Annotated in this window: 22 protein-coding genes; 8 read left to right on the forward strand and 14 right to left on the reverse strand. The window is 62.4% G+C overall.

What is annotated here, in order from left to right:
• Positions 1 to 152 precede the first annotated feature (152 nt).
• Together NWI_RS15365 and NWI_RS15370 are read left to right on the forward strand one after the other, a co-directional pair.
• Positions 153 to 1,607 carry a glutamate synthase subunit beta gene (locus NWI_RS15365; RefSeq protein ID WP_011316126.1) on the forward strand — a complete coding sequence of 485 codons (1,455 nt, stop codon included), beginning with the start codon at positions 153 to 155 and terminating at the stop codon, positions 1,605 to 1,607.
• Between the two features lie 455 nt (positions 1,608 to 2,062).
• Positions 2,063 to 2,398 (forward strand): hypothetical protein, encoded by a 336-nt coding sequence (locus NWI_RS15370; protein ID WP_148203957.1) that lies wholly within the window; start codon positions 2,063 to 2,065, stop codon positions 2,396 to 2,398.
• Positions 2,399 to 2,528: 130 nt separating this feature from the next.
• Here the strand turns inward: NWI_RS15370 and NWI_RS15375 are convergent, their stop codons facing one another.
• Positions 2,529 to 4,145 carry a DUF459 domain-containing protein gene (locus tag NWI_RS15375; protein ID WP_011316128.1) on the reverse strand — a complete coding sequence of 539 codons (1,617 nt, stop codon included), beginning with the start codon at positions 4,143 to 4,145 and terminating at the stop codon, positions 2,529 to 2,531.
• A 165-nt stretch (positions 4,146 to 4,310) separates the two neighbouring features.
• Positions 4,311 to 5,708 carry a lytic murein transglycosylase gene (locus tag NWI_RS15380; RefSeq protein ID WP_081431776.1) on the reverse strand — a complete coding sequence of 466 codons (1,398 nt, stop codon included), beginning with the start codon at positions 5,706 to 5,708 and terminating at the stop codon, positions 4,311 to 4,313.
• 553 nt (positions 5,709 to 6,261) lie between these two features.
• Between NWI_RS15380 and NWI_RS15385 the strand changes: the two genes are divergently transcribed.
• From NWI_RS15385 to NWI_RS15405, 4 genes are all read left to right on the forward strand, one after another.
• Positions 6,262 to 7,137: a UTP--glucose-1-phosphate uridylyltransferase gene (locus NWI_RS15385; RefSeq protein ID WP_011316130.1), complete on the forward strand. Its 876-nt coding sequence runs from the start codon at positions 6,262 to 6,264 to the stop codon at positions 7,135 to 7,137.
• A 2-nt stretch (positions 7,138 to 7,139) separates the two neighbouring features.
• On the forward strand, positions 7,140 to 7,403 hold the full coding sequence (locus NWI_RS15390; protein WP_011316131.1) for a DUF7662 domain-containing protein: 264 nt from the start codon (positions 7,140 to 7,142) through the stop codon (positions 7,401 to 7,403).
• Positions 7,404 to 7,581: 178 nt separating this feature from the next.
• Positions 7,582 to 7,995 carry a peptide-methionine (R)-S-oxide reductase MsrB gene (gene msrB / locus NWI_RS15400; RefSeq protein WP_011316132.1) on the forward strand — a complete coding sequence of 138 codons (414 nt, stop codon included), beginning with the start codon at positions 7,582 to 7,584 and terminating at the stop codon, positions 7,993 to 7,995.
• 231 nt (positions 7,996 to 8,226) lie between these two features.
• Complete coding sequence (locus NWI_RS15405) at positions 8,227 to 8,514, forward strand: hypothetical protein (RefSeq protein ID WP_011316133.1); 288 nt, start codon at positions 8,227 to 8,229, stop codon at positions 8,512 to 8,514.
• A 91-nt stretch (positions 8,515 to 8,605) separates the two neighbouring features.
• Here NWI_RS15405 and NWI_RS15410 read toward each other — a convergent pair whose 3' ends face one another.
• Positions 8,606 to 9,148, reverse strand: coding sequence for a DUF4112 domain-containing protein (locus tag NWI_RS15410; protein WP_011316134.1), 543 nt, complete (start codon positions 9,146 to 9,148; stop codon positions 8,606 to 8,608).
• 270 nt (positions 9,149 to 9,418) lie between these two features.
• On the opposite strand from NWI_RS15410, the gene NWI_RS15415 reads away from it, so the two are divergent.
• Positions 9,419 to 9,634: a hypothetical protein gene (locus tag NWI_RS15415; protein ID WP_011316135.1), complete on the forward strand. Its 216-nt coding sequence runs from the start codon at positions 9,419 to 9,421 to the stop codon at positions 9,632 to 9,634.
• A gap of 294 nt (positions 9,635 to 9,928) precedes the next feature.
• Here NWI_RS15415 and NWI_RS15420 read toward each other — a convergent pair whose 3' ends face one another.
• Both NWI_RS15420 and NWI_RS15425 read right to left on the reverse strand, forming a co-directional pair.
• On the reverse strand, positions 9,929 to 11,551 hold the full coding sequence (locus NWI_RS15420) for a hypothetical protein (protein WP_011316136.1): 1,623 nt from the start codon (positions 11,549 to 11,551) through the stop codon (positions 9,929 to 9,931).
• A 51-nt stretch (positions 11,552 to 11,602) separates the two neighbouring features.
• Positions 11,603 to 12,895, reverse strand: coding sequence for an adenylosuccinate synthase (locus NWI_RS15425; protein ID WP_011316137.1), 1,293 nt, complete (start codon positions 12,893 to 12,895; stop codon positions 11,603 to 11,605).
• 410 nt (positions 12,896 to 13,305) lie between these two features.
• Between NWI_RS15425 and NWI_RS15435 the strand changes: the two genes are divergently transcribed.
• Entirely contained in the window at positions 13,306 to 14,859 is a 1,554-nt protein-coding gene (locus tag NWI_RS15435; RefSeq protein WP_011316139.1) for a S10 family peptidase, read from the forward strand.
• Positions 14,860 to 14,948: 89 nt separating this feature from the next.
• Here NWI_RS15435 and serA read toward each other — a convergent pair whose 3' ends face one another.
• From serA to NWI_RS15480, 9 genes are all read right to left on the reverse strand, one after another.
• Complete coding sequence (gene serA / locus NWI_RS15440) at positions 14,949 to 16,538, reverse strand: phosphoglycerate dehydrogenase (RefSeq protein ID WP_011316140.1); 1,590 nt, start codon at positions 16,536 to 16,538, stop codon at positions 14,949 to 14,951.
• A 206-nt stretch (positions 16,539 to 16,744) separates the two neighbouring features.
• On the reverse strand, positions 16,745 to 17,917 hold the full coding sequence (locus NWI_RS15445) for a phosphoserine transaminase (RefSeq protein WP_011316141.1): 1,173 nt from the start codon (positions 17,915 to 17,917) through the stop codon (positions 16,745 to 16,747).
• A gap of 193 nt (positions 17,918 to 18,110) precedes the next feature.
• A complete protein-coding gene (locus tag NWI_RS15450; protein ID WP_011316142.1) occupies positions 18,111 to 18,941 on the reverse strand; it encodes an outer membrane protein in 831 nt (276 codons plus the stop codon).
• 203 nt (positions 18,942 to 19,144) lie between these two features.
• Positions 19,145 to 19,999: an outer membrane protein gene (locus NWI_RS15455; RefSeq protein WP_011316143.1), complete on the reverse strand. Its 855-nt coding sequence runs from the start codon at positions 19,997 to 19,999 to the stop codon at positions 19,145 to 19,147.
• 142 nt (positions 20,000 to 20,141) lie between these two features.
• A complete protein-coding gene (locus NWI_RS15460) occupies positions 20,142 to 21,386 on the reverse strand; it encodes an MFS transporter (protein ID WP_041345699.1) in 1,245 nt (414 codons plus the stop codon).
• A 289-nt stretch (positions 21,387 to 21,675) separates the two neighbouring features.
• A complete protein-coding gene (gene glmM / locus NWI_RS15465) occupies positions 21,676 to 23,022 on the reverse strand; it encodes a phosphoglucosamine mutase (protein WP_011316145.1) in 1,347 nt (448 codons plus the stop codon).
• 402 nt (positions 23,023 to 23,424) lie between these two features.
• On the reverse strand, positions 23,425 to 23,622 hold the full coding sequence (locus NWI_RS15470; RefSeq protein ID WP_011316146.1) for a hypothetical protein: 198 nt from the start codon (positions 23,620 to 23,622) through the stop codon (positions 23,425 to 23,427).
• 283 nt (positions 23,623 to 23,905) lie between these two features.
• A complete protein-coding gene (feoB, locus tag NWI_RS15475) occupies positions 23,906 to 25,786 on the reverse strand; it encodes a ferrous iron transporter B (protein ID WP_011316147.1) in 1,881 nt (626 codons plus the stop codon).
• Positions 25,783 to 26,100 carry a FeoA family protein gene (locus tag NWI_RS15480; RefSeq protein ID WP_041345203.1) on the reverse strand — a complete coding sequence of 106 codons (318 nt, stop codon included), beginning with the start codon at positions 26,098 to 26,100 and terminating at the stop codon, positions 25,783 to 25,785. The genes feoB and NWI_RS15480 overlap by 4 nt, the downstream gene beginning before the upstream one ends.
• Between the last annotated feature and the right edge of the window lie 201 nt (positions 26,101 to 26,301).

Below are 26,301 nucleotides of genomic sequence, written 5' to 3' on the forward strand. Positions count from 1 at the left end.
CGCTGATCTCGACGGGTGGCAAGGCATGGACGACTTAGTCGCCGTTGCGGGCAGAGCGAAGCAAATCCGGAGCGGCAAGCGGAAACTGGATTGCGCCGTCGCTTCACTCCTCGCAATGACGGACAAAAGCAGATTCAAGGGCATCAGGTCCGATGGGCAAGATCACGGGGTTTCTGGAAATCGAGCGGCACGACCGCAAATACGCGCCGGTCGAGGAGCGGGTGAAGAACTTCAAGGAGTTCGTGATTCCGCTCAGTGAGAAGGAAACGCGCGATCAGGCCGCACGCTGCATGAACTGCGGCATCCCCTATTGTCACGGCACCGGTTCGGTTCAGCCCGGCACGCCCGGCTGCCCGGTCAACAACCAGATCCCGGACTTCAACGATCTCGTCTATCAGGGCAACTGGGAGGAAGCCTCGCGAACGCTGCACTCCACCAACAACTTTCCGGAGTTCACCGGCCGCATCTGCCCGGCGCCATGCGAAGCCTCCTGCACGCTGAACATCGATGACAACCCGGTCACCATCAAGACGATCGAATGCGCCATCGTCGATCGCGCCTGGGACAACGGCTGGCTGAAGCCGGTGGTCGCGGCGCAAAAGACCGGCAGGAAAATCGCCGTGGTCGGTTCGGGTCCCGCCGGGCTCGCCTGCGCGCAGCAACTCGCGCGCGTCGGCCATGAGGTGCATGTCTATGAGAAGAATGCCAAAGCCGGCGGGTTGCTGCGCTACGGCATTCCCGACTTCAAGATGGAAAAGCACATCATCGACCGCCGCCTGGAGCAAATGCAGGCCGAAGGCGTGATCTTCCACTACGGCAAGCCGGTCGGAGGTGACGCGACAGGGGCAATCGATCCCGTGCAACTCGTCAGAGACCATGACGCGGTGGCTCTGACCGGCGGCGCGGAAGCCCCGCGTGATCTGCCGATCCCCGGCCGCGATCTCGACGGCATTCACTTCGCGATGGATTTCCTGCCGCAGCAGAACCGCCGCAACGGCAACGAAACCTTCGATACGCCTGATATCCTCGCGACCGGCAAGAACGTGGTGGTGATCGGCGGCGGCGACACCGGCTCGGACTGCATCGGCACCTCGTTCCGGCAGGGCGCCAGATCGGTGACCCAGCTCGAAATCATGCCGGCGCCGCCGGAGCATGAGAACAAGGCGCTGACCTGGCCCAACTGGCCGCTGAAGATGCGCACGTCATCGAGCCAGGCCGAAGGCGCCAGGCGCGACTATGCGGTGCTGACACAGAAATTCTCGGGCATCGACGGCAAGGTGACCAGGCTGCACTGCGTCCGTGTCGACGGCCGGTTTCAGCCGATCGCAGGCACCGAATTCGCGTTGGAAGCCGATCTCGTGCTGCTGGCGATGGGCTTCGTGCATCCGGTGTATGAAGGTCTTCTCAAGACGCTCGGCCTCGACCTCGACCAGCGCGGCAATGTCCGCGCCAATACGCAGGATTTCCAAACCTCGCTCCCGAAAGTATTCTCGGCCGGCGACATGCGGCGCGGCCAGTCGCTGGTCGTGTGGGCGATCCGCGAGGGACGCCTGTGTGCCCGCGCCATCGACCAGATGCTGATGGGATCGACCACGCTGCCGCTATGAAACCGCGCGGCGTGCGCGGCCGCGTCGCCGTTTACGGTCGTGATCATCGGAACGCTTAGGCAGTCGATCTCGTCCTGGAGCGTTCGCCTGCGAAGTGGATGACCTGTTCGCCGCAACAATGCGTCCAGGCAAGAATTCCAGAGCATGGTCCGATTGAACTCGATCGGATCATGCTTCTGGAATTGCTCCAATTGCAGGCTCGCATCGACACTCATCCACACGCTTAACCTGGAGCATGTTCGCTTCTGATTGAATCAGAAGCGATGCTCAAGATTGTTGTTTTGACGCGCTTCTTCACGCGAACCGGTTTCCATCCTCAGGGCTCAAGCCCGAGGACATGCTTCGCTCGAAAGCGCTATAGCCGTGTATAGAGACAATCTGTGAATTGATCGTCGTCCTCCGCACGTTACTGTCGTGACAAAGTGGGGAGCGGCGAAGTGGCGGCATCGCGTTGGATGGTTTTCTTGATCGTTGTTGTCCCGATCGCTCCGGCACAGGCGATGTCGCGTCACGTCGCCGTCAGCGCCGGCTCATTCTTCGCGGCCGCCGCACGCTGCGAAGAACAGAACCTGATTGCACCGGGTCAAACCGGGCATCTTCTGGAAGCGCTCGATCCCTATCTTTCAAAGTCCGACAAGGCGAACATGGCGGCCGGCGACGCGCGCGGCAAAAAGATATCCAAGGTGTTCGTTGAGTCGGAGAAAAAATGGGTGAGCTTCACGCCCGATGCAACGAGTTGCTACCGCGTGCAGGGCGTGCTCGACGACTACCGGGCGCAACTCGGGCATTGAGATCGCAACGCTCACCCCGCTATCGTCGGCAACTATAGCGTTTTCGAGCAGAGCCGGTGACCTGTTCGCGTAAAAAACGCGGCGCCACGACAATCCAGAGCTCGCCTATGATCCAGTCCGAAGCAAAGCTCTATCGCGAAAACAGGTCCGAGAAGAATCCCGGCAGTCCGAAATCAGCCGGTGGACGTGGCGACGCCTGAGATCGTCCCGCCTGCGCTGGCGAAAAAACGCGAGACCCCGATGGTCCGTTCGACTGCGCTTGCTGAGCGGAAGGAGCAGGTCGCGGCCTGTTCGGCTTCGCTGCGGAAGCCGCGCCCGCGCCTTCCGGCGCCGCCGCGACCGGCGGATCGCCCTTGGCCGGCTCAAGGCCGACCTCCCGCCGCGGCCAGGCGAAATCGTCGGCACGTCCGGCTGGCGCGGATAACGGTTCACCCCTCACCAGCGTACGCGCCGCCAGCGCGTCGATCGCCGCGGGATGACTGCCGGGACCGCCGAGCAACCGGTCGCTCCCGAACGAGGAAGCCACCAACGGCACGATCGGTCCAGCGAGCGGTCGCGGCGCCGGCTGCCCCGGTTTGACGTCGGTGTCGGGCGTGCCAGGCTCGACGGGGATCGCGATCGGCCCCGACCGCGCCGCCATCACGCGGGTGATCTCGCGCTCGACATAATGGGCGAGCTTGCGCGAGCCCGCCTTGGTGAAGAACACGCCGTCATATGAACGCAGGCGGCGGATCTGGCCTTCGAAATCCGGCCCCTGCTGGATATAACGGCCGGCCTCGTCGACGAACCCATCCCAGATATCGACGTAGGTGATGCCCGCCTTGTCCGCGGCGTCCCGATAAAGCGAGTTGAGGAACAGCATATCGGCGGTTGATTTTGTACCGCGCACGGCAGGCAGGGCGACCCAGAACACCGGAACGCCCTTCGACTTGAGCACCGTGATCATGTTGTCGACCTTCCTGCTGTAGAGTTCGACCCAGCGATCGCTGCGGAACTCGGCAACCCCGTTCGGCGAACGCGCGCTTTTCGTCCTTGAGGCGGCGGGCTGATCCGCGGTCTCGTCCGGAGATTGTTCGGAATCAGCCGGCTTGCCGTCAGAGTCGGCGGCGGCTTCATCCGCCTTGCCGGTATTGCTTCCCTCCTTCTTGTCCACGTCAGCCTTCCTGTCGTCCGGCTTGCCGCTCTTTTCTTTCTCAGGCGCTTCGCGAATCGACATGCGGTCTTGCAGACCGAGCATGACCACGATGGCATCCGGATTTTCGGTCGCAAGAATGGCTTTCGCCGCGGCCGCCCAATCCGCCGGCTCACCCTTCGGCTGATAGCGGATGAGGCCGGACACGGTCTTGTGTTTGCGGATCACGCCCATGTCGGACGTTTCGCTGAGAGCATCCTCCAGGCCATAGGCGAGCCAGTCGGCCATGGCGTCGCCGAGAACCAGCACATTGCGCTCAGACACGGTGTCGCGCTTTTCAGGCGGCGGCGCGTGGGAGTAATTTTCGGCCGGCCTTTGCTGCTGCTGTTGTGGTTGCCTCTGCGGCGGTTGTTGAAAGGGCGCGAAGAAAGGATTGTCCGAGCCGAACCAGCCTCCGCCTCCCCCACCTCCGCCGCGGCGCGCGGGACGGTCGAAACCGAAATCGAAAAGCTGCGCCGACGCAGGCGCGGCGACCAGCGTGGCGATAACAATCGCCAGCGCAATCCATGGTCCGCGCTGGGTCAATCGGCGAAGCAGCGATCTGGGTCCGGACATGCGCTCAATCGCAAGGGGAAAGTCTTGCAATCCTATAATAGCGAAATCGGGCCGCAAGCGGGCGATTTTCACGTCACAAGCGAGGCGGCGGCTTACGGCCTCAAAAGCGCGCCTTCTGGCATCACCCTTCGACGCCCCTTCCCTTGCGAACTTCGACGGGCGAACCTACCGCCGCCGCAGCCGCTCCAGCACGTCGGACGATGCGAAACCATCGGCAGGCGCCCCGACGGAAGCCTGGAAGCCGCGCAGCGCCTCCCGTGTCCGGCTGCCGATCTGTCCGTCCGGAGTTCCGCGATAGAAACCCCGCCGCGCCAGAAGCTGCTGCAACTCGAGCCGCTCGGCACGGGACAGCACCCGCTCCTGCCGCGGCCATGGCTGCACGAAGGGGCTCCCGCCGCGCAACCGGTCGGCGAAGTGGCCGATCGCCAGCGCATAGGCTTCCGCCGGATTGTACTTCATGAAGACCCGGAAATTCTGCAACATCAGGAAACCCGGTCCTCCGGCGCCTGCGGGCGCGAGCAGATAGGCGCGGTCGGCGGAATACGGAAAGGCCTTGTTGCCCGCGCGCCGGATGCCGAGCTGCTCCCATTGCGCGAGCGTCATCGCCTTGGCGCGGTCCGCCAGCATGTAGTTGAAGTCATTGGGCACGACCACCTCGTATCCCCAGGTCCTGCCGGTCTGCCAACCGTCCTTCTTCAGGTTGTTGGCGGTGGATGCGATCAGATCGGCGGGATTGTCGACCACGTCGCGACGGCCGTCGCCGTCACCATCAACCGCGTAACGCTTGAACGCCGTCGGCATGAACTGCGTCGGGCCGAACGCGCCCGCCCATGAGCCGCGCAACTGTTCCGGCCGCAGATCGCCACGATTGAGGATCTCGAGCGCGGCCAGAAACTCGTCCCGGAAGTATTTCTGGCGGCGTCCGACACATGCCAGCGTCGCCGTCGATTGCAGCACGCTGCGGTCGCCCATCTGCGTCGAATAGTTTGATTCGATGCCCCAGATCGCCGCGATCGCGTAACGATCGACGCCATAGGCCTTCTCGACGGCGTCGAACTGCGGCTTGTAGGTGGCGAGAATTTCGCGGCCGCGCGCAAGACGCGCATCCTTGACCAGAATATCGAGGTAATCCCAGATCGCCTTGGTGAACTCCGGCTGCGAATCCATCAGGTCCATGATGCGGAGATCAGGCGACAATCCCGCCGTGAAGCGCTCGAAATTCTCGCGGGTGATGTGCCGCCGCGCCGCATCGGGCCACATCGCCGCGACGCAGTTCGAGAAATTCGCCGCCGCCTGACGAATCGCGGCGGCGGTCATCAGCGGATGACCGGAGGCGCCGTCCTCGCCGCTCCAGGCCGTGGCGGCCGAACTCGCCGGCCGTTTCGGCGGAGAGGGCGTCTGCTCCGATCCGCCCCGCGGCGCGAGCGACGCGCTTTGTCCGTCATTCGCGATGGAGCCCGTGAAGATGTTGTCCAGGAAGCCCTGGATGCCGTTGCCGTTCGATGCCTGCGCGCGCGCCTCGCCCGGCGGCGCAAGCACCGCAAGCGCTACGACGGCCGCCATTCCTGTTCCGCGCATCCATTCCTGCATCACTGTCGCAACCATTCCTGACCGTGTATGATGAGTATTGCGATCTCAGGAGGCCCTGTCACGGTTTCCATCGGCTTAACGGCGGGTCTTTTTCCTGCCTGAGGACAATCGGCCGCGGGCCTCCGCATGATCGGTCCATATGCTGACGGAACTTTCTGCATCCGCAAGACAAAGCCAGAAGGGAACACGGACCGGCGCATATTCACCGCACCGCATCCGGCTCTTATGGTGCCTTACAAGGGCCATCCGGCCGTGACCACATATCCGCCTTTTTCCCGGCTGCAAAACCGGCCAGAGCGTTTTCGCTTCTGATCGGAATCAGAGGCGAAGCTCTGGTGGTCCGATTCTAACATTCGCATCCGCGATGCTCGGCCCAATGGGTCGCGAATGTCAGATTCACTCCACTGGTTTGTGGTTCTGGATGCGCTTACTTCACGCGAACCGGTATCCACTTCGCTCGAAAACGCTATAACACCCATAAACTGATCCGTTTCATCCCGCCTGCACAACAACCCACAGAATCGATATGAAAATCCGCAAAGCCGTCTTTCCGGTCGCGGGGCTCGGCACCCGCGTTCTCCCTGCCACCAAGGCGATGCCGAAGGAGATGCTTACGATCGTCGACCGCCCGTTGATCCAGTACGTGTTCGACGAGGCCAGGGAAGCCGGCATAGAGCACTTCATTTTCGTGACCGGCCGCAACAAGAGCGCAATCGAGGATCACTTCGACCGCCAGTTCGAACTGGACGAAACACTGAAGACGCGCGGCAAGCACGCAGAGATCAACCTGCTGGCGCAATTCCAGCCCGAGGCCGGCGCGGTGAGTTTTACCCGGCAACAAGCGCCGCTCGGGCTTGGCCACGCGGTATGGTGCGCCCGCGACATCGTAGGCCATGAGCCGTTCGCGGTGGTGTTGCCGGACGAACTGGTGCTGAACACGCCGGGCTGCCTCAAGCAGATGATGCAGGCGGCTGCGAATCTGGGACCGAAATCCAACATTGTCGCGGTGGAAGCGGTGCCCGATGACATGACCCACAACTACGGCATCTGCGGTGTGGGCAAGCGCAGCGACCGCACTTTCGAGATCGACGGCATGGTGGAGAAGCCGCCGAAAGGCACGGCCCCCTCGAATCTTTCGATTACCGGCCGCTACATTCTTCAGCCCGAGATATTCGAGATTCTCGCAAACCAGGAACGCGGCGCCGGCGGCGAAATCCAGCTCACCGACGCCATGATCGGCCTGTCGAAATCGCAAGCCTTCCACGGCCTCGAATTCGCCGGCGAGCGCCACGATTGCGGATCGCGCGCGGGCTTCCTGCGCGCCAATCTCGCTTTCGGGATGGCGCGTCCCGATCTACGCGAAGGCTTGCGCGCGGAGATGAAGAAGTATCTCGGGACGTGACGGTGCCGGACTTTGATGCATTGCGCGATTACCTGAAGCAACAGACGCAGGCCGAATTCGTGCTGAGCTTCGCGCAGATCGAGCAGATCATCGACGACGATCTCCCGCGCGCGGCGCAGCGCGCCTCGTGGTGGGATACAGCGCGCGCGCCCGAACAACGAATGCCGCAACGCGAAGCCTGCATAGCGGCCGGTTATGTCGCGACGCGCCTCGGCGAAGGCGTCCGATTCCGTCGCGCGGACGCAAAACGGCCGCGCTTCAGGTAGCTGGAATCAGCAGCGGGCTCTGACGCATAGCCCCGAACAGCCCTATATTTGACACGATGATCTTCGGAAAATCCGGTACCTGAAGAAAGCTGCCGTATCCAACCATATCGAGAAGCCGACGCTGGCCGGCGGCGGTGCGGCCGAGGTCCGGGCCGCGAACTGCACAGAGAAAGATCAAATGCGCGACAGCAAGGCGATCCCGGCCAAAATCACCAAGAGCGACAGCGAATGGCGCAAGGAACTGACGCCGATGCAATATGCGGTCCTGCGCGAAAAAGCCACCGAGCCGCCATTCTCAGGCGAGTACGAACACGAGCGCCGCGGCGGCACCTATGTCTGCGCCGGCTGTGGACAGACGCTGTTCGAATCCGACGCCAAATTCGATTCAGGATGCGGCTGGCCGAGTTTCACCGTGCCCGCGGTCGAAAACCACATCGATGAGGAGCGCGACATCAGCCACGGCATGGTCCGCACCGAGGTGCTATGCTCAAGGTGCAACGGCCACCTCGGCCATGTCTTCAATGATGGTCCCGAGCCCACAGGTCTGCGTTACTGCATCAATTCGGCGGCCCTTAAGCTCGAGCCCAAGTAAACGAACGGCGAAATCCGACAGCGACGCGTGGATTCGATCAACCGAACCTGCGGCTGAAATTTCCGGGCCGGTCGCCGGATTCATGATTCCGGCCCCGGATGGTCGCAATTTCCGCATTCCACCCTATATAATGAGCGCATCACGGACATGCTGTGTGTCGGGAGAGCCCCAGCGGGCCCTTGCATCAGCATTTGCTCGTTCTCGAAAAGCGTAATTGTAGGGGTTCCCGCCATGACGTTCAGCTTCCAGAAATCCGCCGAACTATTTCCTGCCGCGGTCCGCAGGAAAAAGCGTGCCGGGTTTTCCTACCGACGTTTCGATACCGCGGCCGACGCCGTACGCTTCGCCATCGAGGAACTGCCGGCCGACTCGTTGAACGGCGCTTATCTTCAGGTGGACGAGGCCCGCTTCGATCAGAACGGCATCCGCTCTCTCTACGAGAGCCGCGACTTTCCGCTGCCCCGCCGCAAACTCGACACGGCATCCGCGGAAACGAGAGTTCCGAAGGACGCCGCGTGAGAATTCCGCGTATCTGATTCACGCGGAATTGGATCGGCTTTTACCCGCGATCGTCTGATCAAGCGTATTCTTATGCGGCCCGACTCAGGCTCTAACGCGGCTGCCGGTCGAGCCAGCGCTTGAACATCCGCACGTTACGCATGTTAGCCCGGAACATCACGTCGAAGGCATCGCCGGCCACAGGCACTAATCCGACCACCCCGTCGACCGCGACGTTGCTCAGCATCCGCGCGGTGATGTGCCAAGGCGCGCCAAGCGCCCGCGCTTCGCGCACCAGCCATAGCGAGAACGCCGTGGTGATGAGGTCGCCGATTACCGGCACCAGCCCTATCAGGCCGTCGATGCCGTAACGGACTTTCGTTCCCGGCACGACGAAGGCAACATCAAGCAGCTTTGCGATCGCATCCAGCCGCGCCAGCCGCTGCTCGCGGGTGAGCGGCTGGAACGCAGCGGCGAACTCAAAGCCGGAAGCGCCGTGCTGAAACGCCCCGAAAGGTCCGGTCTGGAATCCATCGGCACCCGGAGGGTCGCCATGAACCTCGCGACCGTCCTGATCGATGATCTTTGCACGCGCGGATCGCCGGGCTCCGGCGTTATCACGCGAAAACAAGTCGTCGTTCGGCATGGATTTCATGGCTTTCACATGGTCTCCTCTGGCAGCTTTCGCAAGCTTGCGCCACACGGCCACGCGATCGTGATGCGCGCGCGAACATCACGGCGAAACAGCAGCTCGCATCGACGAAGTGCTGCCGGAAACGAATGTCGGTCCTGACGTCTTCCTCCCTCTCCAAGTCTCAACTCCGCCCCATTGCGTCGCCATCTTCCGGCCCAAGCGTTTTGCATGATCGCGTCAGAAATTCGCCCTACCTTCTTTCTGGATCATGTCGACAGGGGAGAACGTTGCATGAGTCAGGTTCCGTCGCAGAAGTTTGGCGCCGAGTATGTCGCGCATTTGCGCGAGTTGCTCGATATCGCAGCCGAGGAGATCGGGCCCGAACATCGCGCGTCGGCGACCAAAGCGAAGATCACCAGGACTCGCATCCGCAATAAGGATGGCCTTCCCGAGGCACGACATTTCACGAGCGCGGCGTCGACCGCGGGTGAGGACCGCACCGCATAAAGGTACGTCTTCACAAAGGAACGTCTTCGATGTCTACCGCTCAGGCCCCGGCTGAACATATCCCGCTCGATATGTCCTGAATTCCGCCGGAGGGAGGCACGCGCTGATATTGCGAGGCCGGCGTAACGGAAGCTAGAGCGTTTTCGAGCGAAGTGGATACCGGTTCGCGTGAAGAAAACGCGTCAAATCAAGATTATAGAGCCTCGCTTCTGATTCCATCAGAAGCGAAAAGGCTCTGACGTCAACAAAAGCGCTCCATACGAAGGACGACGCTGATGCTCGTCCCGCGAAGCGTTACTCGCCCCACTCGGTGAACGCCTCGTTGAAGGCGCGCTCTCCGGGCGCTCCCTTCTCGATAGCGATGATCGCGCGACGTTGATTCGTATAGACCAGCGGGATGTCCAGCCATGAGCGCTCTTTCATGAGCTGGAGATTGCGCGTGCGATCGGACTCGACGTTCGACAGCCCGACCAGGAAGAAGCCGTCGGTGACCTTGACGGCGAGTCCCGCCAGCGGGGTGCCGCGGGCCTGTTCGTTGGACTTCATCAGGACGCCGGGGACGTTGGAGACTCCACCGCCGTCGAAATCCGGCGGCAATACGAAGGTCAGCTCCGCGGTGTGACTGGCAGGCAGCGAGGTGTCGGTGTTGCGGCGGAACGACATCGTCATCTTGAACTTGCGTTCGGGAATGTCGATCTCGGCGCGCACGGCGATCTCCGGCTTGCTGCCAGCGGCCCCCTTTACTTCTTCGGTGCGCCACACCACCGAGCCGACATACTGCTTGCCCTTGGGGTCCGAGGGGTCTTCGTCATACAGCACGACGCGCTGCGCAACCGGCGCGATCGTTTCCGACATCGACGGCTGACCGACCCGGTCAGTGATCTTCGGCTTCAGCCCCGGCGCTACGGGCTTCGTCATCTCGCTGGTCTGGTTCGAGGAATCGAACAGCCCGCGTACGGCCGACACCACATTCGAACCCCAGATGATTCCCGCTCCGGCGAGGATCAGCAGGAGACCGGCCACGATCGCACTCTTGAGCGGAAAGCCGCCGCCAAGCACGCGCTCCGGCCTTTCGCGATCGGGGTGCGGCCACGATCGCGGCAAGGGCGCCGTCGGCTGGTCGACCGCGGCGCCGCCGGAGAACGATTGATCAGAAGGATACGCTCCCTCAAACGCGCCGCGATCCTCAAGGCTCGGTTCAAGCCGATCGAATTCGGGTGAAGGCGATCGCACATTGGCATAGGTGCGGCGGGCCGAGCGGTTGGCCTGCGCAGCGGCGCGGCCGAGATCGTCAGCGTCCGCCGTAACGTCTCGAAAGCCCGGAACCGGAGGCCGCGGCGGCGGGCGATCGGGTTCGGGGCCGCGGCGCGGCTGCCCCTGATTTTGATTCTGATGATTGTGATTCTGATTTTGACCCAGGCCCAACCGCTCGCGGGCGGGCGGCGGCGGTTCATCCGGTAACGGGATCGGCGGTCCAGGCGGCCGCCAGGACGGCGTCGGGCTGACGGATGGAGGCGGTGACGGGGATGGGGCCGAGGTCGGAGTCGAATCCGCGCGCAGATTGCGCGATTGGGGCGTCGCGTTGGCGCGCGAGCGGACCGGCGGCTGTGCGGCTACGTCCGGCGACTTCATCGCAGCGCGCGTCGCGGCACGGAACGCATCGCCGGAGCGCGAACCGCTGCTACGCGAGGCCTCGCGGGCGCGCTGGGCAGCCTCGGACTCGACCTTGCGCACTGCCTCTTCCAGCGCCAACCGCTCGCGGGTGATCTCGGATTCGGTCAAGGGTGGCTCGACGCCGCGGAGTTGAGCGATCAGCGCGGTCCGTGCCCGCTCATAGAGCGCACGCCGCTGCTCGCCGGGCGCGTTGACGTCCAGTCCGGCGATGGCGCGTGCGATCAGCGGGTAATAATCAGCCATGTCTCCTCAATGCGCGAACATTAACCTTGAATGCATTCCCGTAACATCCCGTTAAGCCTCGAATGGATTCTGGACCAGAATAGTATCTTCACGCTCCGGGCTGGTGGACAGCAGGGCGACCGGGCATCCCACCAACTCCTCAATCCGGCGAACGTATTTGATAGCCTGAGCCGGCAGGTCCGCCCATGAGCGCGCGTTGGCCGTCGGCTCCTTCCAGCCCTCGACCGTTTCATAGACCGGCTCAATGCGCGCCTGCGCCCCTTCTCCCGCCGGCAGATGATCGATCTCCTTGCCGTCGAGACGGTAGCCTGTGCAAACCTGGATCGTGTCAAAACCGTCGAGAATATCGAGCTTGGTCAGCGCCAGGCCGTGGATGCCGCTGGTCCGCACGGTCTGCCGCACCAGCATGGCGTCGAACCAGCCACAGCGCCGTTTGCGGCCGGTGTTGACGCCGAATTCCTTTCCGCGCTGACCGATCAGTTCACCGATCTCGTCGTTGAGTTCGGTCGGAAACGGCCCCTGACCGACACGCGTGGTGTAGGCCTTGCAGATACCGAGAACGTAGCCGAGCGCGCTCGGTCCCATGCCGGTGCCGGTGGCGGCCTGGGCTGCGACGGTGTTGGAGGAGGTAACGTAAGGATAGGTGCCGTGATCGACGTCGAGCAAAGCGCCTTGCGCGCCTTCAAACAGGATACGCTTGCCCTCGCGGCGTTTGTGATCCAGCAGATTCCACACGCTGTCAGCATAGGGCAGCACCCGCGGCGCAATTGCGGCGAGATCCCTGAGCAGCGCGCCGCTATCCACTTCCGCGATGCCGTGGCCACGGCGCAGCGCGTTGTGATGGGCGAGCAGCCGCTCGATCTTGTGCGGCAGGGTCTGCGGGTCGGCGAGGTCCATCAGGCGGATGGCGCGGCGGCCGACCTTGTCCTCGTAGGCCGGACCGATGCCGCGCTGGGTGGTGCCGATCGCCGTCGCCGCGCTCGCGTTCTCGCGCAAGGAGTCCAGTTCGCGATGAAGCGGCAGGATCAGCGTCACGTTCTCGGCAACGCGCAGGTTGTCGGGGCCGACCTTGACGCCCTGCTCTTTCAGCTTCTCGACCTCGTTGACGAAGGCTTGCGGATCGAACACGACGCCGTTGCCGATGACCGACAGCTTCGACGAGCGGACGACCCCCGATGGCAGCAACGCCAGCTTGTAGGTATTGCCATCGATCACGAGCGTATGACCGGCATTATGGCCGCCCTGAAAACGAACGACGATATCCGCCTGCTCCGACAGCCAGTCGACGATCTTGCCCTTTCCTTCGTCGCCCCATTGGGCGCCGACGACGACAACATTGGTCATTTCCGCGGAAATTCCTTGCAAAAGTGGAGCGCGTCCATACCACGCCTTCGGTCACGAACCTCGAACCCGCAGGACGCCGGCAACCCGTGATTACCATACTCATGATTGTCGTAATGGTGCGGGTTCGGAAGGTTCGCCTTGCAGGCACGCAGCAAAAATGAAGCGATCTTCCGGACCATCCCGCCAAGCGTCTCATCGGATAAAGGATGCCTGCGGTTGACGCAAGCCGGATCGACCGCGAACACCCCCTCCAAGCCGTTGATACATCCAGATAATCCACACCCGGCGGTTGGCCGCTCCAGGTGCGGTCCCGCGCCCGCCACAGTTTTCAGGCATGCTCGGACATCCATGTTCAACACCTGCCGCTTCAAGACCTGCCGCCCAACCAGCCACGCGAAAGTGGAGAAGAGATGCGCCGCCTGATGATACGCAAGGCCTGCGCCGGAGCCGCGCTGCTGGCGATGCTGGCTCCCGCCGCCGCTTACGCGCGCGAGGCGGCGCCGGCCGCGCCATCGCACCCCGCGGAAACCACCCCCGCCGGACCGCGAAACGACGGCGACCAGCCTTCGGCGACCGCCGACCATCACCGGCTGCCGCCGGAGTCCACCACCCGGCACAAGCTCGTCCTGCCGGACCGCACGCTGGCCTTCGCCGCGACGGCGGGCGCGATTCGCGTCTTTGACGACAAAGGCGAACCGCAGGCGGACATCGCCACCACAGCCTATCAGCTCGACGGCGCCGATCCCCGCAGCCGCCCCGTGACCTTCGTTTTTAATGGCGGTCCGGGCGCCTCTTCGGCGTGGCTGCAATTCGGCAGCAACGGCCCCTGGCGCATCGCGATGGACCGCGCGATCGCCAGCCCTTCCGTTCCCCTGCCGCTGGAGCCGAACGCGGAAACCTGGCTCGACTTCACCGATCTCGTTTTCATCGATCCGCTGGGCACCGGCTACAGCCGCATGGTGGCGCGCGGCGACGACGCCCAGAAACGCTTCTTCACCGTCGACGGCGATGTGGCGGCGATAGCGCTGGTGATTCGCCGCTGGCTGGAGAAAGCCGACCGGATGCAGTCGCCGAAATTCATCGCCGGCGAAAGCTACGGCGGCATTCGCGGACCGAAGATCGCGCGCAATCTGCAGACCCGGCAGGGCGTCGCCGTCAAGGGTCTGATTCTGATCTCGCCGGCGCTCGATTTCAGCGACGTGCTGGGCACGGGGTTGACCCGGTTCGTGGCGAGCCTGCCGAGCATGGCGGCTACCGCACGCGGGAAGGAGAAAGGCGGAACACTGACCCGGGCCGACATGGCCGATGCCGAAGCCTACGCACGCGGCGAATTCCTGACCGATCTCGTCAAGGGCCAGGCTGATGCGGCGGCAACACGGCGGCTTGCCGACCGCTTCGCCGCGCTGACGGGGATCGATCGGGCGGAGAGCCGCCGCCTCGCCGGACGATTCGACGTCAGCGAATTCCGCCGCGCCTTCGACCGCGACGGCGGCAAGGTCACGGGACGCTATGATGCCTCGGTGCTGGGGTTCGATCCCTACCCGGATTCAAGCGCCAGCGATTTCAACGATCCCTCGGAAGGGCCGCTGCTGACCTCGCTGACATCGGCGGCGTTCGAGCTCCATGCGCGCAAGCTGAACTGGCGGCCGACCGGCTCCTATGAACTGCTCAGCCGTACCGTCAACCGCAAATGGGATTTCGGCAAGAACCGGTCATCCGTGGAGTCGATGTCCGATATCCGCGAACTGCTCGCCGCGGACCCGCAATTCAGGCTACTCGTCGCGCATGGATTATTCGACCTCGCGACACCTTATTTCGCCTCCCAGATCCGTCTCGATCAATTGCCGACCTTCGGCTCGCGCGATCGCATCAGGCTTGTGGTCTATCCCGGCGGCCACATGTTCTATTCGCACGACTTCTCGCGTCGGTCGTTGCGCGACGAGGCGCGCGCGCTGATGAAGTGATGCGACAGTCAATCGAGTCCCGCTTCTGATAATAACATCAGAAGCGGGTAGGATGGGCCGGCGATACGGCATGATCGTGTCTCGGCCGGTCAGAACGTCAGCGCCTTGGCCTGCCTGACCTGCGGCAACGCCTGCACCTTGGCGAGAACGTTCTCCGGCACGCTGCCGTCGACCTCGACCAGCGCGATGGCGTCGCCACCCTGGCTGTGACGGCCGAGGTTGAAGGTCGCGATGTTGACGCCCGCATCGCCCAGCAGCGAGGCGAACTTGCCGATGAAGCCCGGCCTGTCCTCGTTGGTGACGTAGATCATCGACTTGCCGAACTCGGCATCGACGCGGATGCCCTTGATGTCGACGAGGCGCGGATGGCCATCGGCGTATACCGTTCCCGACACCGAACGCTCCTGCCGTTCCGTAAAGACGGTGACGGTGATCAGGCTTTCGTAGTCGCTCTGCGCGGCGCGCACGACCTCGTCCACCACCATGCCGCGCTCCTTGGCGACGACCGGCGCCGACACCACATTGACATCGCCCAGCATCGGCCGCAGCAGGCCCGACAGGGCCGCAGACGTAAGCGCCTTGATTTTCATTTCGGCGACCTGTCCCTCATAGGTGATCGTCACCTTGGATATGCCAGTCTCGGTAAGCTGGCCCGCGAAGGAGCCGAGCTTTTCCGCAAGCTCGACGAACGGCTTCAGCTTCGGAGCTTCTTCCGCCGTGATCGAGGGGAAGTTGAGAGCATTGGTGATCGCGCCGGTGAGCAGATAGTCCGACATCTGTTCGGCAACCTGAAGCGCGACATTCTCCTGTGCTTCCGTGGTGGAAGCGCCGAGATGCGGGGTGCAGATCACGTTGGGATGGCCGAACAGCACGTTCCCGGTCGCCGGCTCCTCGACGAACACGTCGAACGCCGCGCCCGCCACCTGCTTGGTGTTGAGCGCGTCGGCCAGCGCCTGTTCATCGACCAGACCGCCGCGCGCGCAGTTGATGATGCGCACGCCTTTCTTCATCCCGGCGATGGCGTCGGCGTCGATGATGTTGCGGGTCTTGTCGGTGAGCGGCGTGTGCAGCGTGATGAAGTCGGCGCGCTTGAACAGGTCATCGAGTTCGACCTTCTCCACGCCGATATCCCTGGCCCGCTCCGGCGACAGGAACGGATCGAACGCGACCACCTTCATCTTCAGACCGAGCGCGCGGTCCGCGACGATCGAGCCGATGTTGCCGCAACCGATCACGCCGAGCGTTTTGCCCGTGATCTCCACGCCCATGAAGCGGTTCTTCTCCCACTTGCCGGCCTGGGTCGAGGCATCAGCGGCCGGGATTTCGCGCGCCAGCGCCAGCATCAAGGTAATCGCGTGCTCGGCGGTCGTGATCGAATTTCCGAAAGGCGTGTTCATCACGATGACGCCCTTGGCGGTCGCGGCCGGAATCTCGACGTTGTCGACCCCGATGCCCGCACGTCCCACCACCTTCAGCTTCCTCGCGTTGGCGAGAATCTTCGCGGTCACCTTTGTGGCCGAACGGATGGCGAGGCCGTCATAGTCGCCGATGATCTCGGCGAGCTTGTCCTTGTCCTTGCCGAGCGCGGGCTGGAAATCGACCTCGATGCCGCGATCCTTGAAAATCTGCACGGCGGCGGGGCTGAGAGCGTCAGAGATGAGAACTTTCGGTTTGGTCATGGGATATGATCCTGATCTTTATTCTGTCCGCTTCAACCCTCTCCTGTTGCAGGAGTCGAGACGAGCAAAGCTCGCTCTCAGGGTGGCGCGATCCGGTGACATGAGATTGAACCGGGCGAGGGGTCCGGCGGTAAGCGAGCAAAGCCCCTCACTCGACCACTTCGCGGCCGGCCTCTCCCCCACGAAAAGAAGTGAAAAGAAAGACGCTACGCCGCTTTCGCAAGCGAGGCCTTGGTCTCGGCGAAGGCCCAGTCAATCCATTCAGTCAGCAGCGCGACATTGCTGGCTTCCACCGTAGCGCCGCACCAGATGCGCAGGCCGGGCGGCGCGTCGCGGTAGTAACCAAAATCGTACCCCGCGCCTTCTTTCTCAATCGCGGCGACGAGCTTCTTGGCGAAATCAGCTTGCGCGTCCGCGGACAAGGATGTGATCGCGGGATCGACAACCTTCAGGCAGACCGATGTGTTGGAGCGGATCGCCGGATCGGCCGCGAGGAAATCGATCCACGGCGTCTTCGCAACCCAGTCGCTCAACACCCTGGTGTTGGCGTCGGCGCGCGCGATCATGCCCTTGAGGCCGCCGACCGACCTGGCCCAGTTCAGCGCATCAAGATAGTCCTCGACGCACAGCATCGATGGCGTGTTGATGGTCTCGCCAGCGAAGATGCCGTCGATCAGCTTGCCGCCCTTGGTCATGCGGAAAATCTTCGGCATCGGCCACGGCGGCGTGTAGCTCTCAAGCCGGGCCACGGCGCGCGGACTCAGGATTAACATGCCATGCGCCGCCTCGCCGCCCAGCGCCTTCTGCCAGGAGAAGGTCACGACGTCGAGCTTGGCCCAATCCAGCGGCTGCGCGAAAGCGGCCGAAGTCGCGTCGCAAATCGTAAGACCCTCACGCGCGGCGCTGATCCAGTCGGCATTCGGCACGCGTACGCCGGACGTGGTTCCGTTCCAGGTGAAAACGATATCGGAGGAAGGATCGGCCTTGGCGAGATCGGGAATCTCGCCATAACCCGCGGTGAGCTTGGTGACGTCCTTCAGCTTGAGCTGCTTGATGACATCGGTGATCCAGCCCTCGCCGAAAGACTCCCAGGCGATCGCCGTCACCGGGCGCGCGCCGAGCAGCGACCATAAGGCCATCTCGACCGCGCCGGTGTCGGACGCCGGAACGATGCCGATCCTGTAGTCGGCCGGAATCTCCAGAACCTCGCGCGTCAGATCGATCGCGAGTTTCAGGCGCGCCTTGCCTATCTTCGCACGATGCGAACGGCCGAGAGCTGCGTCCTTGAGATTTTGGGGGGTCCAGCCGGGGCGCTTGGCGCAAGGGCCGGAAGAAAAATGCGGCACATCGGGCCGCGAAGCGGGCTTCGCAACGGTCATGATCTATCCTTCCAGATAGCAAGCCTCCCGTTGGGGGGAGGTGTCCCGCCGCCGTGGATATGGGCATCAGGCGATTTCGTCAAGAATATTCGGTAGTAGACTGATCACGGTGCCTCGGCCTGCAAAGCCAAGACCTGCTACGCCAAGTCCCGTTACGCGAAGAGTCGTCCTCGCACCGCCAAGCACGTCGGGATCAGAACCTGTAGCCCGCGCCGGCGCGCACGGTGTTGACGATGGTGTCCACCGGCGCCGTAAACCGCAGGAATTCCCATTCGGCACGCAGGAACAGACCATCGACGATCATCATGTCGATGCCGAGGCCGGCTGCGTAGCCATAGATGAAATGTGCATTGGCGTTATCGGACAAGGAGCCACCGCCTGCCAGGTTGGGAAGCGGCGGAATCTGCGTACCAACATACTGATAATGTAGGTTGTAACTCGCGTTGCGCCGTATATTGGCCTGCCCCATCGCGACGCCGCCAAACGCGTAAGGCAAAAACGAGCCCAACGAATAACCCGCACGAACACGAAGCGAGCCGAAGTCCATGATCTGCATAGAGGCGTTCGATTGTACGAACGCCGATGTCCGATAATCGGCCGGGTAACTGAACGAGCGACCCTGACTGCCACTCGATGCCCCAAGGAATTTGCTGTGAGTATAGTTGGCCTCGACGCCGAAGACGACGTCCTCCATCTGCAGGTTATAGCCCAGGAATCCGCCAAATCCGCTGTTGCGGTTTGATGAGGTCCCGCCCAGCGGCCAACTGGAAAGATTGAACTGGCTTTCGACATCAACGTGGTTAAGCAGCCGCTCGAGGAGGTCCTTACCAGAATTCTTGAAATCCATGTCGGCTGAACCGTAGCTCGCCTGTCCGCCGATATAGAAGCCCTGCCACACCGTTCGCACCGTGCTGAGGCTTGGCGGCTGCGATCCGCGCAAGAATGGAAAGTCATCAGGCATATCGGCCGCGTACGCGCCATGCGCTGCTCCGCAAATGACCGCCGCCAGCAGAAGTCTACGCATCGTGAACGCTCCATCGACCACAACTTGGGTGATGGCGATCATCGCCTGTTAACCTTAACCAATGGTTGTTGCGCCGGCTGATGCGTTTACATTGCCGACAAAATGTTGACGTGCGCGACCTCTCGCGGCAGCCGGAATCGACGCATAAAAAAACGGCGCGGGGAAATCCCGCGCCGTTAAGAACCTCAAGATGAGGATGAGGCTCAGCCCTTGGTCACAAGCGGCGGCGCATAGGCCGGCGGGCTGTTGAGATACCAGCGCACGCCGAGTCTCAAGTCATGCGAGGTGATATCGTTGAACTGCATCGGAACGCCACGGGTGAACCCGGTATAGGTCGAGACCGGACCGGTCGTGCCGCTGCCGAGGTTGACGTAGCTGTAGCCCAGTTCGATCGCGAGACCCGGATTGACCTGGTAGGCCAGACCGGCATGCGCCGCCCATGCGAAGTTCCATGTCGAGGCCGCCGGCGCGACTGCAGCACTCGGATACGTGCCCCAACCAAATCCGATATTGTTGACCATGCCGACGTCAGTGTAGTTCGCGATGGTTACACGCGCCGCGCCAACGCCGGCGCCGATGAACGGCGTGATACCCCACCAGGTGCCGAGATCGACGTAGGCGTTCGCCAGCACGAGCCATTCCGACTTGGCGGCATTGTAGTTGTTCACACCGGTTCCGACCACGCCGCCGCCAACCGGATAAGTCAGAAGATCGGTACCCTTGAAGTTCGCGTTGCCGCGATACTGCCCGGTGATATCGCCACGGAGCCAGTTGTTGAACTGATAGCCAACGCCGACGCCGTAGATACCGGCGGCGTCAAAAGCGGTCGTCTGTTCATGCGACAGGAGTTGCGCGTTGCGGCCATCCGCCATCGCAATGTTCCGCACACGCTGGTTGCTGAACCCGATATCGCCTCGCAGATACCAGCCGCCGAAATCAACGATCGGCGGGACGAAGTATGGCGGAGGCGGCGGCGCGATGGGCAGGTCGGCGGCGAACGCGGCCGATGAGAACAGTGATGCCGCTCCGGCGGCGACGAGCAATTTTACACTACGCATCGGTTTCGTCCCTTTGTGCCGTGAGGCAACGCTGCCCCAATCCGATTTAGGAGAGACGATGACACCGAATACTTAAGAGCTGCTTAACCCTAATTTTTAAGGTTGATTTTTGGTGAGTTTCTTTTGGCGCTCATGCGTGACGCTATACGTGTTGGTTTTTCGGCATCTTCGGCAGGAACATCGCCAGCAGCCCGATCGCCGGCAGGAACGCACAGACCCGATAAACAAACTCGATGCCCTTCGCATCCGCGACCTCGCCCAGCAGCGCGGCGCCGAGTCCCGCCGCACCGAACGCAAAGCCGAAAAACATGCCTGAGATCATGCCGAGACGGTGCGGCATCAACTCCTGCGCGAAAACGATGATCGCGGGCATCGCGGACGAAAGGATGACGCCGATAACAACCGTCAGCGCCACCGTGCCGGCGAGATTCGCAAACGGCAGCAGCAACGTGAACGGCAACACCCCGAGAATCGACAGCCAGATCACATAGCGGCGTCCGAAGCGATCGCCGATCGGACCACCGAAATACACGCCAATGGCGACGGCGCCGAGAAACACGAACAGCAAAAGCTGTGATGTCTGCGTCGAGACATGAAACTTCTCGATCAGATAGAAAGTGTAATAGCTCGTCAGGCTCGACATGTAGATGAACTTCGAGAACACCAGCACGATCAGGACCGCCAGTGCGACCATGGTTCGTGCGCGCGTCGGCGCCTCCGGCGACCGGATCTGCGCCGCACTCTTGCGCGGCACGATCCTCGGCCTGTACCAGCGGCCGATCTGAACCAGCAGTACGATCGCGACAAAGGCGATCGACGAAAACCACGCGATGCTCGGCTGCCCGAACGGCACGATGATGAGAGCCGCCAGGAGCGGCCCCATCGCCGCGCCGAAATTTCCTCCGACCTGAAAAACCGATTGCGCGAAGCCATAACGGCCGCCGGACGCCATCCGCGCGATGCGCGCGGACTCCGGGTGGAACACGGCGGAGCCAAGGCCGATCAGCGCAGCGGCCACAAGAATCATGGCGTAGGAATGAGCGCCGCTCAGCAGCAGCAATCCCACGAACGTAAATCCCATGCCGACCGCGAGCGAGAACGGCTGAGGCTTGCTGTCCGTAACGTAGCCGACCACGGGTTGCAGCAGCGACGCCGTCACCTGAAACGCCAGCGTGATCATTCCGATCTGCGCGAAGTCGAGCGCGTAATTCTCCTTCAGGATCGGATAGACCGATGGGATCAGCGACTGCATGGTGTCGTTGAGAAAATGCGAGAAGCTGATGCCGCCGAGCACGAGATAGGCTGGCCCCGTGGCGGATTTTTCGGTGATCCCGGGAATCACGACCGGTGCGACCAGCGTTTCCTCGGAGATGACAGGCTTGTCCACGGGCAGTTTTTCCGATTGTTGCAACCGGCGCCTGTTATAGCGCTTTCCAGCGAAGCATGTCCCCGGGCTTGACCCGGAGAGGGGGACCGGTTCGCGTGAGCATGAAGCGTCAGATCAAATCAGCGAGCCCCGAATCATGGAGCCCGCTTCTGATTCCGTCAGCAGTGGAAAATCTTCACGATGAGATACCGGCCCGGCCAACCCAGACTGGTTATAATAGCAGGGACGCATACGCATCCGAAAATGTCCGCCAGAGAGCTTAACGGCCAAGGTTCCGGTTCCCCGGCTTTCACGCCACCGCCGGATTGCCCAGCGCAGAAACGATGGTGTCAACAACCTCCTCGACCAGGATACGATCGTCGCCCTCGCCCATGACGCGAATGACGGGCTCGGTCCCCGAAGAGCGGACCAACAGCCGCCCATGGCCATTGAGGCGTTTCTCGCCCGCTGTAATGGCCGACTTCACCTCCGCGCGGTCCAGCGGCTTGCCGTTGCGGTAACGGAAGTTCTTCAGTATCTGCGGCAGCGGCTCGAACTTATGGCAGACCTGCGAGACCGGACGTCCCAGCTTCTGCACCACGGCAAGAACCTGAAGCGCGGACACGAAGCCGTCTCCGGTGGTCGCATAGTCGGACAGGATGATGTGTCCTGACTGCTCGCCGCCGAGATTGTAGCCCTGCTTCAGCATCTGCTCGAGCACATAGCGGTCGCCGACGGGTGTCCGCACCAGCGACAGATCGCGATCCTTCAGGAATCGCTCAAGACCGAGATTCGACATCACGGTCGCGACAATCCCCGGTTTGGTCAACCGGCCGTCTTCCTTCCAGCTCTCGGCGATCACGGCGAGAAGCTGATCGCCATCGACGACATGACCGCGTTCGTCGACGATGATGACGCGGTCGGCATCGCCGTCGAGCGCGATGCCGATATCGCCGCGCATTTCACGCACCTTGCGACACAGCGCTTCCGGCGCGGTGGAGCCGCATTCCTTATTGATATTGAGACCATCGGGTTCGACGCCGATCGGAACCACATCCGCGCCCAGTTCCCATAACGCCTCCGGCACCACCTTGTAGGCGGCGCCGTGGGCGCAATCGACCACGACCCGCAACCCTTCGAGGCTCAGTTCGCGTGGCAGCGTGCGCTTGGCGAATTCGATATAGCGGTCGTGCACGCCGTCGATACGGCGGGCGCGGCCCAGGTTCCTGCTCTGCGCGAGCTTCTTGTCGAGGTTTTCATCGAGCAGCTTTTCGATCTTCTTTTCGACCTCGTCGGACAGCTTGAAGCCACGCGGGCCGAACATCTTGATGCCGTTGTCCTCGAACAGGTTGTGCGAGGCTGAAATCATGACGCCGAGATCGGCACGCATGGACTTGGTCAGCATCGCGACGGCCGGCGTCGGCATCGGACCAAGCAAGAGCACATCCATACCAACGGAGGTAAAGCCCGCGACCAGCGCGTATTCGATCATGTAGCCCGATAGCCGGGTATCCTTGCCGATCACGACGCGATGGCGATGCTCGCCGCGCTGAAATACCAGCCCGGCCGCCTGTCCAACCTTCATCGCCAGTTCCGGCGTGATCAAGCCGTTGGCTCGGCCGCGAATTCCGTCCGTTCCAAAATATCTGCGGCTCATTTTTCCCCCACGACGTGCCCTGGATCATGATCCGATCAATAAAAGCGGACCATGCTCCGGTAATTACTGTCTGGTCGCATTTTCCCGCGGCGAACCGGCATCCACTTCGCTCGAAGGCGCTCTAATTCGCCACCGCGCTCGAGTTCGGTCATCAAATCCCTGAACGTCCGGTATATCGCACGGCGCGCTTATATCGTCCTAAACGATAAAACGACTTCAAAAAATATAATGAACGGTTACCGGAACTTGGGAAAGACCATGATCAGCGTGAGCACCCAGTTCTCCGGGGATTGATCCCGAGACGCAGTACCGGTTCGCGTGAAGAAAAAGGCGTCAGAACTAATCTGGACTTCGCTTCTGACTCCATCAGAAGCGAAACTGCCCTAAGGACAGCCACCTGCCTTAATCCCTGGTGGATTCTTCTTTGGTGGGCTTTTCCTTGGGATGGTTTTCCTCGGGAGGTTTCGCGGGAGCCGGCTGGGTCACACTCAACGGATCCGACCCGGGGAACGATTCCTCAAGGCCGCGATCGAGTTCCTCATCCAGCTCCTTCTTGGTTTTCCGCCTCCGGTCGTCCGTCTCGCCGCCATTGCTCGCCATAAGTCTCTCCCATAGCGTTTTCGAGCGGAGCATGCTGTCCTGAAGCATTTTCCAGCTAAGTGGAATCCGGTTCGCGTGAAGAAAACATCAGCGCGACTTCCAATCCGTCAGAACACAAGCACCTCAGGTAACCTGCTTAGGTAACGCCATCGTGTACGCCTGAGTTCCGGTGAAAGTCGTCATTCAGGCTCGGGCTCCTGCGGCGGCGACCGGCCCCGAACCCTTGAAGTTGGCCGAGCCCTAAAAGTTAGCAAAGGCTCCCCGCACGACCGGAAACCGGCGATCAGCCCCAGCCCAACGCCAGCGCGATGCGATAGGTGACGAAAGCCGCCAGATAAGCCATCGACAGCATGTAGAAGAATGTGATCAGCACCCAGCGCCACCCGCCGGTCTCGCGCTTGATGACGGCAAGCGTCGAAGCGCATTGCGGAGCAAACACATACCACGCGAGAAAAGCCAGCGCCGTGGCGAAGCTCCATTGCCCGGCGAGCATCTGCCCGACCTGCTCCGCCGCCTCGTTGCCCCCCTCGATCGCATAGACGGTGCCAAGCGAAGCGACCGCCACCTCGCGCGCCGCCATGCCGGGAATCAGCGCAACGCTGATCTGCCAGTTGAAGCCGATCGGCGCGAGCACCGGTTCGATCCAGCGGCCGATCATCGCTGCAAGGCTGAAATCGATCGCGGGCTCGGTGGCGCCCTCCGGCGGACGCGGGAACGACGCCAGGAACCAGATCAGGACCATCATCGAAAAGATCGTCGTGCCGGCGCGCTTCAAAAACGCCATCGCCCGCTGGTAGAGGTTCATCAGCACGCTGCGCAGTTGCGGCAGCTTGTAATCCGGCAGTTCCAGCATGAACGGCGGAGTCGCGCTGTCACGCCAGAACAAGCGGTTGGCCACGAACGACACGGCGAGCGCGCTGAATATCCCCAGCGCATAGAGCCCGAACATCACGAGCCCCTGCAATCCGAGCACGCCGAGAACCGGCTGGTTCGGGACGAAGGCCGCGATGATCAAGGTATAGACCGGGATGCGCGCCGAGCAGGTCATCAGCGGCGCGACCATGATGGTGGTCAGCCGATCACGCTTGTTGTCGATCACCCGCGTCGCCATGATCCCCGGAATCGCGCAGGCGAAGCTCGACAGCAGCGGGATGAAAGCGCGTCCGTGCAGCCCCGCCCCGCCCATGATGCGGTCCATCAGGAAAGCCGCGCGCGCCATGTAGCCGAGATCTTCGAGCAGCAGAATGAACAGAAACAAAATGAGGATCTGCGGCAGGAACACGATGACGCTGCCGACACCGGAGATCACGCCGTTCTGAATGAAGCTCTGCAACAGTCCTTCCGGCAGCACCGTCGCCGCGAGCGCGCCAAGCGCGTCAAACCCCTGACTGATGAGTTCCATCGCCGGTTCGGCCCAGGCGAAGACCGCCTGGAACATCACGAACAACAAAAGAAGCAGCGCGACCATCCCCCACACCGGATGCAGCAGAACGGCATCCACCCGCGTGGTCCATGTATCGGGCCTGGCCGGCTCGCTGACCGCGGCGCGGATCACGCGATCGGCCTCGCGCTGCGCCGCCCGCAAATCGGATGCCGCCGGCGCGGTCCAGTCGCTCGCGATGATTTCCGTGGTCGGCTTGCCGGCGATCTCATCGATCCGGCACAGCAGGTCGTCGATGCCGCCACGCCGCACGGCCGTCGATGTGACGACCGGCACCCCAAGTTCGGCGGAGAGCTTGTCGAGATCGATATCGACGCCGCGACGCCGCGCGATGTCGATCATGTTCAGCACCAGAAGCATCGGCCGGTGGACGCGCTTCAGTTCGATCACGAGGCGCAGCGCCACGCGAAGGTTGGTGGCGTCGGCTACGCAGAGCAGAAAGTCCGGCGGGCTTTCGCTCGCGAGCTTGCCGAGAATGACGTCGCGGGTGATGTCCTCGTCCGGGCTGCGTCCCCGCAATGAATAAGTCCCCGGCAGATCGATCAGATCGACGCGATGGCCGGATGCGGTGCGCAAAACTCCCGACTTACGCTCCACCGTGACGCCGGCGTAGTTGGCCACCTTCTGCCGGCTGCCGGTCAGCGCATTGAACAAGGCGGTCTTGCCGCAGTTGGGCGTTCCAACCAGGGCGATGCGCCAGTCATTCACCTCGATTGCGGTCATGTGACGGTTTTCGCGGCCTGGTCATGATCGCCGACCATGATCGCCATCGCTTCGCGCCGACGCAGCGCGATCGTCGTGCCGTTGACCCGGACCGCGATCGGATCCCGCCCAACTGGTCCTTCATGCAGGATCTGAACCGACGCGCCCTCGACGATGCCGAATTCGAGAAGACGCCGTTCGATCTCGTTCGCCGACACGCCAAGGTGGTCGCCTCCGACCATGATGGCGCTGACCCGGCCGCAAAAGCCGCGGCGCGCGAGGCCGAGCGGCGTGGCCTGCGTTGCTTCAAGGGTTCGGGTATCGGGATCTGACATGATGCTCGCTGATTGAAGGGGTGACGCCTCTATCCAGTGGATCAACCTCTCGTAGGGGTCAAGACACAGAGCATTGATTGAAGTTTGCTGGAATGATTAAAAAGTGAGGACATCTCAGTCGCGGGATGAGGCGCTGGAGCATTTTGGCTTCTGACTTGGATCAGGGGCGAAGCTCGGGATCGCTGTTCTGACGCGTTTTTT

Source organism: Nitrobacter winogradskyi Nb-255, assembly GCF_000012725.1.
GTDB classification, from domain to species: domain Bacteria; phylum Pseudomonadota; class Alphaproteobacteria; order Rhizobiales; family Xanthobacteraceae; genus Nitrobacter; species Nitrobacter winogradskyi.